Here is a 10,903-nt window from a genome sequence, read left to right as displayed (position 1 = left end):
GGGAGTTCCTCTCTTCGCGACGCCGCGTTGCAGAATTGGATCGCATCCAGCCAACTCATCTCCGTTGCTGGGAGCCGTTCTCCGAGAGCTTCAGTTTCTGTGGAACCCGCATATTGGGCCTCCGCGATAGGAACGGCACAAATCTCGAACAGTTCAATTTCCGCTGTCCTCCGACTCTGTCGACGTGCGTCGTGCAACTCGACACGGCCAGCCGGTAGAAGCTGCAGGTCAAAAATGGTCACCTGACTATTCTGCCATTTGGACCCATTGTGCACACCCCACTACGCAAGCCGGCGGCAGCTTCACCCCTTGTTGGAAGTCCGACTCCCGGTGGCAGAATCTTGGGTTGGACTATGGTGATTCTTCGTTTTCCTGGCCAGCCCTTGCGTCGGCACTTGCGCTGTCGTGTTCCTCACGCAAAATTGAATAGAGCAGAGAGTCCCTGCGGGCTCCTCGCACTAATCTGTGAGAACGAAGCCGTCCCTCTAGAGTGAATCCAGCTTTTTCCAGAACTCGAATTGAACCAATATTGCCAGGGTGACAGGTGGCACTGATTCGCTCCAGTTTGAGCGTATCAAAACCAAATTTCAGTAGCTGACTCGTTGCTTCAGTGGCGTAGCCATTTCCCCAATAAGAGCGGTGGAAGCTGTATCCAAGCTCTCCGTTGCGGTCGTCGGGGTCGGTGATCCAAATGGCCACCGAGCCAATGACCTTTCCCTCCAAAACGGCAGCAAATGAAAATGTCGATCGGCCTTCCTCCAAGTGCGCATGGGCTGCATCTGTAACGAAGGAAGTCGTCTGCTCCAAAGTATTCGGTCCCCAGGTTGACCAGCGAGTCACTTCAGGGTCTGCGGCGAACTCGTGCACAGCCGAGATGTCCCCCGCCGTGAAGTCTCGGAAACTCAATCTGGGGCCGCGTGGGTAGGACTCGGAAAGACTCATCGTTCACCTGTTCAGTCGACTACTTCGCCTCAATCCTAATGTCGTGATCGAATGCCATTCGTTAATGGTGCTTGCGCGCAAACCTTGGTCAAACACGTCCCGACGTTCTGCCTGTAATGAGACTGGTCCACAGCAGAAGCGACAGGACTATGCGAAAGGCCCCGTCCGGCGTCGAAATTTCGACGTCGGACGGGGCCTTTCGCATTGATAGGAGGGACAGGGTGGGCCCACAATCCCGAGGGGCCCCAAGGGGGTACGCGCCAGCGGACGCCCTTGGGGAGGGATTGGGGCTAGTGGTCCACGGCCTTCTCGGCTCCGACACCAGTGAGCGAGCGTACTTCCATCTCGGCCTGGATGCGCGGATCCTCGGTGCCCTTGTCCAGCACGGTGCCCAACCAGCCGAGGAAGAACGCCAGCGGGATGGAGATGATGCCGGGGTTGGCCAGCGGGAACCAGGAGAAGTCGGCGCCGGGGATCATGGACGTGGGTCCACCGGACACCATCGGGGAGAAGGTGATGAGCACAATGGCTGCCCCCAAACCGCCGTACATGCTCCACAGTGCGCCCTGTGTGGTGAACTTCTTCCAGAACAGCGAGAACACAATGGTCGGAAGGTTGGCCGAGGCGGCGATGGCGAACGCCAAGGCCACCAGGAACGCGATGTTCTGGCCGTTGGCCAAGATGCCGCCGCCGATGGCAACGACGCCGATGACGATCACCGTGCGACGGGCCACCTTGACTTCCATCTCCGGCTTGGGCTCACCCTTGACGATGACGTTGGAGTAGATGTCGTGGGCAAACGAGGCTGCCGCGGTAATGGTCAGCCCGGCCACCACAGCCAGGATCGTGGCGAACGCGACGGCGGAGATGAACCCCAGCAGAACCGGCCCGCCAATCACGAAGGCCAGCAGCGGGGCGGCTGCATTGACGCCGCCTGGGGCTGCGAGAATGGCGTCCTTGCCAATCAGGGCGCCGGCACCGTAGCCGAGGACGAGCGTGAAGATGTAGAAGCCGCCGATGAGCCAGATGGCCCAGACCACGGACTTGCGTGCTTCCTTGGCTGTCGGGACGGTGTAGAAGCGCATCAGCACGTGCGGCAGAGCCGCAGTACCAAGGACCAGGGCGAGGGCCAGGGACACGAAGTCCAACGGTGCCTTGCCGTACGCGGCACCCGGGTTCAGCAGCGCTTCTCCAGCTCCGCCTTCAAGGATGGACGTGTTCACTGCCGCGTCCATGAGAGTGGAGAGGTTGAAGCCGTGCATGGCCAGCACAATGATCGTCATGATCGCGGCGCCGATGATGAGCAGGAACGCCTTGATGATCTGCACCCAGGTGGTGCCCTTCATGCCACCGATTAATACGTAGACAATCATGAGCACGCCAACAACGGCGATGACGATGTTCTGCCCCACCTTGTTGGTGTTATCCAGGCCCAGGAGCAGAGAAACCAAGCCACCGGCGCCAGCCATCTGGGCCAGCAGGTAGAAGAAGCAGACCACGAGCGTGGTGGTAGCTGCGGCAATACGCACGGGGCGCTGCTTCAGGCGGAAGGACAACACGTCCGCCATCGTGAACTTGCCTGTGTTGCGCAGCAATTCGGCAACGAGCAGCAGGGCCACAAGCCAGGCCACCAGGAAGCCGATGGAGTACAGGAAGCCGTCATAACCATTGACGGCGATGGCGCCGGTGATGCCCAGGAACGATGCGGCGGACAGGTAGTCGCCGGCGATGGCCGTTCCGTTCTGACCGCCAGAGAAGGAGCGGCCTGCCGCATAGTAGTCGGCGGCGGTATTATTGTTGCGGCTCGCGCGGAACACCACAATCATGGTGACGGCAACGAACGCCAGGAAGATCGCGATGTTGATCCACGAGTTTTCCTTGGTCTGTTCACCCAGCGACTTCGCGAGGGGTGCAACGGTGAGGACGGCAGCGGATAGGCTCACGGTTTAAACCTCTTCCTTGGTCTTGTTTGCTGCATCGATCTGCTTCTCCAGGCGTTCGCGAATCACGGCTGCCTGGGGATCGAGCTTGCGGTTGGCGTAGGTGACATACCAGGTGGTGATGCCAAAAGTGGTGACAAATTGCAACAGGCCCAGGATGAGGCCAATGTTGAAGTTGCCCCAGACCTTGATGGACATGAAGTCGTGTGCGTAGGCCGCCAAGAGAACGTAGGCGAAGTACCAAACGAGAAAGCCGATGGCTACGGGAAAGACGAAGTTCCGGTGTGACTTGCGAAGCTTCTGAAACTCTTCCGAGTTTTGTTCGGCAACAAAATCGACGGGACCCGCTGCGCTTGCGTGGGTTGAATTACCCATCATTCCTCCTTGAGAGATGTGATCTCTTTCACTATGAAGTGTTGTGAGTCACGTATTCGACCGATTCAGGAGGTGCCGCGGTGAACGGCATGGCTGCTGCGCCGAATGACCCCCTCCCCGGCTATTCTTGACAGCATGCCCCCCTCAGTGCCGAGCGATTCCACACTCCTGTTGATCACAGCAGTCGCCGTTGTTATCGGCGCCATCGCCATTGTGGCCGCCGTCGGATTCCGGCTCTCACGCTCCTACCGGGAGCTGGGAACCGAAGCCGAGCACGCAACGTTTGCAGCCCTCCACTCAGCCGCTGCAGCAGGCCGCCAACTGCGCAATGGGTTGGAACCGGCCGGGGCGCTCAAAGCGAGCAAACAGCTCCGATCCCTGCTCAATTGCGCGGCGTTCGCCATGACCGATGACTCCCGTCTCCTGGCCTGGGACGGCTCAGGCACCGCGGCCAAGCAACCTGAATCCGCCGTCGTCATGGGCCTTGTGGCGAAGGCGCTCAGCACTGGACGCACCCAAGTGGCCACGCTTGAGCCGGCGCTACGCTCATCACTGGGCCTGCCTCCGGACGGCGAGCTGAAGGCTGCCGTCATTTGCCCGCTGAAGGTGGATTCACGGGCAGTGGGGTGCGTTGTCATTTTGTCGAAGGCGCCCACCGCCGGACTGGTTCGTGCCACCAACGAAGTAGCGGCGTGGGTGTCGGCGCAGTTGGAACTGGCCGAGCTGAGCTCCTCACGCACACTGCTGGCGGAGGCCGAAGTGCGTGCCCTACGAGCCCAAATCAGTCCACATTTCATCTATAACTCACTCAACGCGATTGCCTCCTTCATCAACACCGACCCCCAGCGGGCCAGGGATCTGGTGGTGGAGTTCGCCGACTTCACCCGATATTCCTTCCGCCGCCACGGGGACTTCACCACCCTCGCCGAGGAATTGCGCTGCATTGACCGCTACCTGCTGCTGGAAAGTGCGCGCTTTGGCGACCGACTCCAAATCAGCTTGCAGATTGCCCCCGAGGTCCTGAGCACCGTCATCCCGTTCCTGAGCCTGCAGCCGCTGGTGGAAAACGCCGTCAGGCACGGCATTGAGGCGAAAGTGGGCAGCGGCCTCGTCCAAATTTCCGCCAGGGATCTTGGCGCGCATACCGAGGTCACCATCGAGGACGACGGCGTGGGCATGGATCCGGAGCAACTGCGGCAGGTTTTGGCGGGGCGGCAGGACGGGACGCACGTTGGTCTGCGCAACGTCGATGCCCGTCTGCGCCAGGTCTACGGCGACGACCATGGGCTGACCATTGATACCGGAGTAGGGCACGGGATGCTGATCACCATGACAGTGCCGAAAAACCAGCCCGGCCACGACGCCTAGCACCCACCAGTTAGCGCCTCCCACCCTCCCCATGCCTCGCTTCTCCCCACTCGCTCCCACCACTCGCAAGCTCGCGGCAGGCCCCTCGCGGGCGTGGGCCCCCGGCCGGGCCCCTCGGCCGTTAGGCTTAGCCCATGATCAACGTCCTTGTCGCCGATGATGAGTTGCCTGCCGTGGAAGAACTTGCCTTCCTACTGGGCCGCGACACGCGCATCGGCACCATCCACCGCGCCATGAGCGGCGCCCAAGCCCTTGAGCTGCTGGCCGTACACACCGTTGAAGCAGTTTTCCTTGACATCCACATGCCCGGCTTGTCCGGTCTGGAATTAGCAGCAGTCATCGGCCAGGCTGCCAATCCGCCCGTGGTGGTTTTCGTCACGGCCGACGACGACCGCGCTCTGGAGGCGTTCGAACTGGCAGCCGTGGATTACCTGCTCAAACCGTTGCGCACTGAACGGCTCACCCGCACAGTGGACAGGATAGTAGAGCTGGTGACACACCCTGTCCCAGTCGAAGAAGTTGAAATGATCACCGTTGACCAAGGCGGCGTCAGCCGGATCATCCGCCTCGACGAGGTGAAGTTTGTGCAGGCCCAGGGCGACTACGCCAGGCTTCACACGGCTGAAGCAAGCTACCTGATTCGCATCCCCCTGGCTGAGCTGGAACAGCGCTGGGCCGATTCAGGCTTCCTGCGCATCCACCGTTCCTACCTCGTCTGCATGCACTTTGTCACGGCGTTGAAACTCAGCGCTGCCAAACCCACAGTGTCAGTAGGCAAGGCCGTGCTCCCTGTCAGCCGACGCCACGTCCCAGTGCTGCGCGAACATTTGCAGGCCACCCGGGTGCGTCCAAGCTCATGATGACCGGACACACCCCATGAACATTGGATCCAGATGAATATTGGACCGAGCCGCCCGCCGGCTGAAGGCCGCGTCAGGGTTGCGGCACCGCGAGCCCAAGCCAGACACATTCCATACCGCACCAGCGTGTCCCAGGAAGTTGCAGAGCAATCCGTCGTTGGCGAAGTAATGGTCCGCTCCCTGATCCGTTCACAGCTGCGCCTTGCTTTGGTAGTGACGGCAGGTTTTATTGCCGCATTGCTGCTCTGCTGGGCACTTGTGCACTTGGTTCCCACATTCGCTGACTGGAGGATTCTGGGCGTCCCCGCGCCGTGGTTGCTGCTGGGCGTGGGCGTCTACCCCGTCATTGGAGCTTGCGCGTGGCTGTATGTGCGCGCAGCGACGAAGAATGAGAATCAGTACCGCGATCTGGTGGATGAGTAGTGAACCCGGGAATCGGCTATACGGCGTTGATCCTGGTTTCAGCGATCACCACCATCATCGGCTTTTACGGACTGCGGGTCTCACGCACCACAAGCGACTTTTACGTGGCCTCCCGCACCGTAAAACCCTGGTGGAATGCCTCTGCTATTGGCGGTGAGTACCTCTCCGCAGCAAGTTTTTTGGGTATCGCCGGACTCATCGCCATGTCGGGTCTCGACGCCCTCTGGTTCCCCATCGGCTACACGGCCGGCTACCTCATGCTGCTGTTCTTCGTCGCCGCCCCCCTGCGCCGATCGGGCGCCTACACCATCCCCGACTTTGCCGAGGCTAGGCTCGAATCCACCACGGCCCGCTACGTCACCAGCGTGCTGGTGGTGGTGGTTGGCTGGTTCTACATTGTGCCGCAGCTACACGGTGCCGCATTGACCATCCGCACCACCACGGGGCTGCCATCATGGGTGGGGGCCGGTTCCGTCGTCGTGGTGGTCTGCCTGACAGTGGTGACCGGGGGCATGCGCTCCATCACGTTCGTGCAGGCATTCCAGTACTGGCTCAAGCTGACGGCTCTGGCCGTGCCCGCCATCTTCATCCTGCTCATGCTCTCCGGCACCACCGGTACCGGTGGTGCCGCCATTCCGGCTGGCACCGAGTTGTTTCCCCCTTCAATGCCGCTGTCCGGGGATTCCACCTACAGCACCCTGTCACTCATGGTGGCCCTGCTTTTTGGAACGTTGGGCTTGCCGCACGTTTTGGTGCGTTTCTATACCAACCCCGACGGCGCGGCCGCCCGCCGCACGACCCTGATCGTTTTGGGGCTGCTCGCCATCTTCTACCTTTTCCCCACCATCTACGGCGTGTTGGGCAGGGTATTTCTGCCCGGCCTGGCCGCCAACGGCTACCCGGACGCCACCGTATTGCTGCTGCCTGGAACGCTGATTGGCGGGCTGGGCGGGGAGATCCTCTCAGCCTTGGTAGTCGCGGGCGCCTTCGCGGCCTTCCTGTCCACAACGTCAGGGCTTGTGGTTTCACTGGCAGGTGTCATCAGCCAGGACGTGCTGGGTGGAAGCGTGCGCGGGTTCAGAATCGCGGCCGTCTTCGCCGCCGTCGTTCCTTTCGGCGTGGCCATGGTGACGGATTCACTGGCGCTGGCCGGCAGTGTGGGCCTCGTCTTTGCCTTCACGGCCTCCACCATCTGCCCCCTCCTGCTGTTGGGGATCTGGTGGCGTGGACTCACCGATGCCGGAGCCGTGGCCGGTATGTTGGCCGGTGGAATTCTGTGCGGGTCCGCCATCATGCTGGGCGCCCAAATGGGGGCCGATTCCGTGTGGCGCGATCTACTCACGCAGCCGGCAGCATGGACTGTTCCCGCAGCGTTCCTTGTCACGATCCTGGTGTCCAAGGCAACTGCACACCGGCGCAGCTCTTCAGTGTCACGCTTCATGACCAAGTTGCACGTACCGGAAAGGCCGTTAGTCGTGGAGAACCCGCGGACCCAACCCAACTGACGTTGTATTATCTGCTGGCTGTTTGTCCTGCTGGTGAGTAACTGCTGGCGAGTAGCCGTTGGTCAGCGGGGTGTCACCGAGTCGTTGGTCGCCATCAGTTCCACAACACTGTCCAGGAATGCGTCCACTTGGCTTTCTTCGTAGCCGTCGGCACCCTTTTCACGAGCAAACACCGCCCGGCGCACTACGTCGACGCTCAGTTCACCGTTGTCTTCGATGTAGGTCAGCAGTTCGCGGCACAGCACGTCAACGTCGTTGATGTTGTAGCTTGCGGCGTTCCTCCTTGTGGGACGGCGGAAGCGGTCCCCGTCGGGCCGGTGCAGACGGGCACGCAGCACGGTGGCTGACTTGCCGATCATCATCATCCACGCCTTTTCACCCTTTGCCGCGATGAGCAGTTCCTTTTCACGAAGGACGAACTCGTCTTCGACCCGGTCCATGGCGGCGTCAACCGCTTGTGGGCTGTAGCCTCCACGTGCGGGGTCGAAGGCGGCCGTGCGCACGTCTCGGCTGGTGATGGCCGTCCCGAGCGTGTCGGTGTTCAGGAAATAGGCCCGGGCACGCTCCAAAAACACATCAACTTGCTTGACGTTGTAGCCAACATCCTTCGGGCCCACCAACGTGAATTTGGAGTTGCTCCGGGCTGTCTTTTCCGCTGTCACTGTCATTCCTTGAACTATTCTCTTGTGAAACGCAACAATGTGGGGCCGGCCCTGTGGGCTTGGGGCCGTGGGCTCGGCCCCTAGAACTGGCCCAATACGGTAAAGATGGCGTAAGCCACGGGAGCTGCAAACAGGATCGAATCCAGCCTGTCCATGACGCCGCCATGGCCGGGCAGGATATTGCTCATGTCCTTGACGCCCAGTTCACGCTTGATCATTGACTCGGCAAAGTCTCCACTGGTGCCGGCGCAGACCATGCCAACGGCCAGCACCAAACCGACCCACCACTGCTGGTCGAGTAGGAATACTGTGGCCGGAATGGCCACCAGGGTCGCTCCACCCAAGGAACCGGCGAAGCCTTCCCAGGATTTCTTGGGGCTGATCTTCGGGGCCATGGGGTGCTTTCCAAACAGCACGCCCACAAGGTAGCCGAACGTGTCGTTCGAAACCACCAGCAGCAGCATGATGATCACTTGTACGATGCCCGCGTTGATATCCCCCAGGTTCAGGGTCAGCTCAGTGGTGGGTCCGCTTTCGGCGCGCAGCATCAAGAACACGAAACTGAGTAGGAAGGGTATCCACAGCAGCGAGAAAACACCTGCGGAGATGCTCTTCAAAGCCCCGGGTGCAGAGTCCAGTGAGCGCCACAAGAGTGTTGCGCCTGCGCTGGCGGCCAGAGCGAAGAGCAGCCCCTCCGCACCAGCGAAATATGCCGAGGCCGGCATGGCCAGGGCGCCCATCATGACGGGGGTCAGTGGCGCCTTGATGCCCTTGCCGGCGATGGCCCGGGTGACTTCCCAAACACCAACGCAAGCAAATGCTGTTGCCAGGACAACAAACCCCACGGGGTAGAACAGGAGGGAACCCACCACAAGTGCCAGCAGAATGACGCCCACGGTGATGGCCGCAGGAAGATCGCGCCCGGCTTTGGGGGTCCGCGGCGGTTTCACCTTGGTGGCGGCCTCGGGCAGCACGCCGACGGGTCCATGGGACACAGGGATCACCGGAATGCCGGTTACCTGCACTGCGGACACCGGCAGCGGCGCAGCTTCCTCAACACTTTCGACCCCAGCCGGTGCAACTTCCGCCGCAGCTTCCCCTGCCACAGTGTCGGTGGGGGTAGCGGCGGAGGTGGGTTCGCCGTCGTGCTTATCCGTGGAAGGTGCCTCCTTCGAAGAGGCCTTTTTGGGCACGATGATGGGAATCATTCCCGTCATCTCCGCATGACGGCGGTCCTTCCGGGAAGAAAATTGGTAGTCAGTCGGCGTTGGCACCAACCCAGCCTCTGAATTTGGCGCGGCAGGCTCCCCAGCGGAACCTCCCGGCACACTCTTGGGGTCAGTCATTAGACCTCTAGAAGCTCGACTTCCTTGCGCTTCAGCAGCTCATCGATGTTCTCCGTATGGGCCTTGGTCAGCCCATCGAGTTCCTTTTCAGCACGGGCGCCCTCATCTTCACCGGCGTCGCCGTCCTTGACAAGCTTGTCCAGTTGTTCCTTGGCCTTGCGGCGGATGTTGCGCACCGAAATCTTGGCGTCTTCACCCTTGGTACGCACAATCTTGACGTACTCCTTGCGGCGTTCCTGGGTCAGCTCAGGCATCATGATGCGGATGATGTTGCCGTCGTTGGACGGGTTGGCACCCACTTCGGAGGAGCTCAGGGCCCGCTCGATATCATGCAGGGCCGTCTTGTCGAACGGTGTGATGAGCAGCGTTCGGGCTTCGGGGACGGCGAAGGAGGCAAGCTGCTGCAACGGAGTGGGTGAGCCGTAGTACTCAACCATGACCTTGTGGAACATGGCCGGGTTGGCGCGCCCGGTGCGAACCGCGGAGAATTCCTCTTTGGCAACCTCAACGGCCTTGTCCATCTTCTCTTCGGCCTCGAGCAAAGTATCTTCGATCACGCGTCTCTCCCTCAATAAGTGACTACACAACTTTTCCGCGGCATGTGCCCACGACAATTCTGAAACCATCCTACCGTGAGCGGCGCCGATGCCGGGGCCAGCCACACGTTCAAACAGCCGTTCGGCACGGCTAGGGGGTGACCAACGTTCCCAGTTCCTCGCCGAGGATGGCGCGGGCCACGTTGCCCTCACCTTCCATTCCGAAGACCAACATGGTGACGTTGTTGTCCTTGCACAGGCTGAACGCCGTTTGGTCCATGACGCGGATGTCGCGGGCCATGGCTTCGTCGTAGCTGAGGTGGTCCAATTTGACGGCGGTGGGGTCCTTCTTCGGATCTGCCGTGTAGACACCATCAACGCCATTCTTGGCCATGAGCACGATGTCGGCATGAACCTCCAACGCGCGTTGGGCTGCGACCGTGTCGGTGGAGAAGTAGGGCAGACCGGCACCGGCACCGAAGATGACCACACGGCTCTTTTCCAGGTGGCGGATGGCGCGGCGCGGAATGTACGCTTCGGCGACCTGTCCCATGGTGATGGCGCTCTGCACACGGGTGTCCACGCCGGCCTGTTCCAAGAAATCCTGCAGGGCCAGGCAGTTCATGACGGTGCCCAGCATGCCCATATAGTCTGCGCGCGAGCGGTCCATCCCCTCGGCCGAGAGTTCGGCTCCGCGGAAGAAGTTTCCGCCACCCACCACAATGGCGACCTCCACCGTGTCAACCGTGCTGGCGATCTGCTGTGCGATGCCGCGGATGGTGTCCGGGTCAACACCCAACTTGCCGTTGCCAAAGACTTCCCCTGAGAGCTTCAACAACACACGACGGCGTTTGCCGGCTTTGGCTGCCGGGGTGCTGGGCGCGGTCTGCGAACTATTCGTGGTCATGGTGCCTTCCGTGGGTGCCGGCGTTGGACTGCCGGTTTT

11 protein-coding genes and 1 pseudogene are annotated in these 10,903 nt (G+C 61.1%); 4 read left to right on the top strand and 8 right to left on the bottom strand.

Going from position 1 to position 10,903, the window contains the following annotated elements; translation table 11 throughout:
- The 4 genes and pseudogenes from Q4P21_RS14845 to Q4P21_RS14830 all read right to left on the bottom strand — a co-directional run.
- Positions 1-242 (bottom strand): annotated as a pseudogene (locus tag Q4P21_RS14845) (formylglycine-generating enzyme family protein); the annotation flags it as partial.
- Positions 243-351: 109 nt separating this feature from the next.
- Positions 352-942, bottom strand: coding sequence for a GNAT family N-acetyltransferase (locus Q4P21_RS14840; protein ID WP_303389507.1), 591 nt, complete (start codon positions 940-942; stop codon positions 352-354).
- A gap of 290 nt (positions 943-1,232) precedes the next feature.
- Positions 1,233-2,837, bottom strand: a complete 1,605-nt coding sequence (locus tag Q4P21_RS14835; protein ID WP_303389510.1) for a cation acetate symporter — start codon at positions 2,835-2,837, stop codon at positions 1,233-1,235.
- A gap of 51 nt (positions 2,838-2,888) precedes the next feature.
- Entirely contained in the window at positions 2,889-3,257 is a 369-nt protein-coding gene (locus tag Q4P21_RS14830; protein WP_303389509.1) for a DUF485 domain-containing protein, read from the bottom strand.
- Positions 3,258-3,392: 135 nt separating this feature from the next.
- On the opposite strand from Q4P21_RS14830, the gene Q4P21_RS14825 reads away from it, so the two are divergent.
- From Q4P21_RS14825 to Q4P21_RS14810, 4 genes are all read left to right on the top strand, one after another.
- A complete protein-coding gene (locus tag Q4P21_RS14825; RefSeq protein WP_303389506.1) occupies positions 3,393-4,625 on the top strand; it encodes a histidine kinase in 1,233 nt (410 codons plus the stop codon).
- A 134-nt stretch (positions 4,626-4,759) separates the two neighbouring features.
- Complete coding sequence (locus Q4P21_RS14820) at positions 4,760-5,485, top strand: LytTR family DNA-binding domain-containing protein (RefSeq protein ID WP_303389505.1); 726 nt, start codon at positions 4,760-4,762, stop codon at positions 5,483-5,485.
- Between the two features lie 33 nt (positions 5,486-5,518).
- Positions 5,519-5,908: a hypothetical protein gene (locus Q4P21_RS14815; protein WP_303389504.1), complete on the top strand. Its 390-nt coding sequence runs from the start codon at positions 5,519-5,521 to the stop codon at positions 5,906-5,908.
- The gene (locus Q4P21_RS14810) at positions 5,908-7,413 is read left to right on the top strand and encodes a cation acetate symporter (protein WP_303389503.1); all 1,506 of its coding nucleotides are present in this window, start codon (positions 5,908-5,910) and stop codon (positions 7,411-7,413) included. The genes Q4P21_RS14815 and Q4P21_RS14810 overlap by 1 nt, the downstream gene beginning before the upstream one ends.
- A 62-nt stretch (positions 7,414-7,475) precedes the next feature.
- Here Q4P21_RS14810 and Q4P21_RS14805 read toward each other — a convergent pair whose 3' ends face one another.
- The 4 genes from Q4P21_RS14805 to pyrH form a co-directional block, all read right to left on the bottom strand.
- On the bottom strand, positions 7,476-8,081 hold the full coding sequence (locus tag Q4P21_RS14805) for a DivIVA domain-containing protein (protein WP_303389502.1): 606 nt from the start codon (positions 8,079-8,081) through the stop codon (positions 7,476-7,478).
- Between the two features lie 74 nt (positions 8,082-8,155).
- Positions 8,156-9,292 (bottom strand): phosphatidate cytidylyltransferase, encoded by a 1,137-nt coding sequence (locus Q4P21_RS14800; protein WP_303389501.1) that lies wholly within the window; start codon positions 9,290-9,292, stop codon positions 8,156-8,158.
- Positions 9,293-9,420: 128 nt separating this feature from the next.
- A complete protein-coding gene (frr, locus tag Q4P21_RS14795; protein WP_303389500.1) occupies positions 9,421-9,978 on the bottom strand; it encodes a ribosome recycling factor in 558 nt (185 codons plus the stop codon).
- A gap of 130 nt (positions 9,979-10,108) precedes the next feature.
- Complete coding sequence (pyrH, locus tag Q4P21_RS14790) at positions 10,109-10,864, bottom strand: UMP kinase (RefSeq protein ID WP_303389508.1); 756 nt, start codon at positions 10,862-10,864, stop codon at positions 10,109-10,111.
- Between the last annotated feature and the right edge of the window lie 39 nt (positions 10,865-10,903).

The sequence above is a fragment of the Arthrobacter sp. genome, from assembly GCF_030540645.1.
Taxonomy (GTDB): Bacteria; Actinomycetota; Actinomycetes; order Actinomycetales; family Micrococcaceae; genus Specibacter.
This window is presented reverse-complemented; position numbering and strand designations above follow the sequence as displayed.

Coding starts and splice junctions, on each gene's coding strand:
- Q4P21_RS14840 (WP_303389507.1), bottom strand. CDS start 942: ATGAGTCTTTCCGAGTCCTACCCACGCGGCCCCAGATTGAGTTTCCGA.
- Q4P21_RS14830 (WP_303389509.1), bottom strand. CDS start 3,257: ATGGGTAATTCAACCCACGCAAGCGCAGCGGGTCCCGTCGATTTTGTT.
- Q4P21_RS14825 (WP_303389506.1), top strand. CDS start 3,393: ATGCCCCCCTCAGTGCCGAGCGATTCCACACTCCTGTTGATCACAGCA.
- Q4P21_RS14820 (WP_303389505.1), top strand. CDS start 4,760: ATGATCAACGTCCTTGTCGCCGATGATGAGTTGCCTGCCGTGGAAGAA.
- Q4P21_RS14815 (WP_303389504.1), top strand. CDS start 5,519: ATGAATATTGGACCGAGCCGCCCGCCGGCTGAAGGCCGCGTCAGGGTT.
- Q4P21_RS14805 (WP_303389502.1), bottom strand. CDS start 8,081: ATGACAGTGACAGCGGAAAAGACAGCCCGGAGCAACTCCAAATTCACG.
- Q4P21_RS14800 (WP_303389501.1), bottom strand. CDS start 9,292: ATGACGGGAATGATTCCCATCATCGTGCCCAAAAAGGCCTCTTCGAAG.
- pyrH (WP_303389508.1), bottom strand. CDS start 10,864: ATGACCACGAATAGTTCGCAGACCGCGCCCAGCACCCCGGCAGCCAAA.